The 1,188-nt window shown below is 43.7% G+C and carries 2 protein-coding genes; both read right to left on the reverse strand.

Features of this window, described 5'->3' with window-relative positions; translation table 11 throughout:
• Positions 1 to 409: Gfo/Idh/MocA family oxidoreductase (locus tag A3739_RS03935; RefSeq protein WP_197472027.1), on the reverse strand; the 409-nt coding region annotated here is incomplete at its 3' end.
• Between the two features lie 177 nt (positions 410 to 586).
• Positions 587 to 1,188 (reverse strand): thioredoxin fold domain-containing protein (locus tag A3739_RS03940; RefSeq protein WP_068500403.1); only part of this gene is annotated, 602 nt, incomplete at its 5' end.

A 1,188-nucleotide genomic window follows, 5' to 3' on the forward strand; every position in this document is an offset into this window, starting at 1 on the left:
TAATCGGGATACCACCTGCAACGCTCGCTTCGTAACAAAGACTAACTCCCGCAGAATTAGCCAAAGCAAATAGTTCATTGCCGTGCTCTGCAATCAAAGCCTTGTTAGCCGTTACAACGTGCTTACCTGCCTGAAGAGCCGTCTCTACTAACTCTTTTGCAGGGCTGTAGCCGCCAATCAACTCAAGCACAACATCTACTTCGGGGTTTGTTACAACAGCGTTCAAATCCGTTGTAAAGTCGATACCTGTCAAATCACAATTGTCTTTCTTCGTGCGCGAAGCAATCTGAATAATTTCAATCGAGCAACCCGTGCGTGCTGAAATCTCTTCACGATTTCGATTTAAAACATTAACCACGCCACTCGCTACAGTACCAAGACCGCATATGCCCAATTTGAGTGTTTTCAAAACACGTACCTCTTAAATCAACTGAAAGCTAAAAAACTAGCCCTTAAAACGGGCGCATAGTATAACGGGTAGAAGGGACAAAAAGAATGGAATCAATGATTTAAAACGCGCTTTTTAGCGAGAGTTTGACATGGTTAGAAACTAAGCCGAGACAAACAGTCCCGGCCTAATGCGTAATTAAATACCTAAACGTTCGGCAAATTGCTCAGCAGGCATATAGCCAGGAATTAAGGTGCCACCCTCTAAAACAATAGCGGGCGTTCCAGTCACACCAAATTGCTGCCCTAACCGATACTGCTTAGCGACAGGATTTTTACAACTAGCCACATCATTTAGACGACCAGTACTTCGATTAACTTTTGAATCTAGACGACCCTCTTTTGCCTCATTCATTGCCTCAAGCGAATCGTCGGCACACCATACGGACGTTAATTTATCATAAGACGCACTGTTAACACCGGCGCGAGGGAAGCTCATATAGCTCACCGTTATACCCAACTCATTCATTTTAGGTATTTCCCGATGCAGCTTTCGACAGTAACCACAATCAATATCAGTAAAGACTTTAATTTGGGCCTTTTCCTCACCTTTAGCCTTGTAAGTGATCAGCTCCGAAGCTTCGATCGATTTCAACAACTCACCACGCTTTGCCTGACGCTCTTTTTCACTAATATTCTCAAGTCGACCACCAATTGTGCTGTACAACTCGCCTGTAAAAAAATACTCACCGTTACTTGAGACAAAAATCGCCTGCCCACTTTGATCATGAACTTGATAGA

It is taken from the genome of Oleiphilus sp. HI0067 (genome assembly GCF_001635735.1).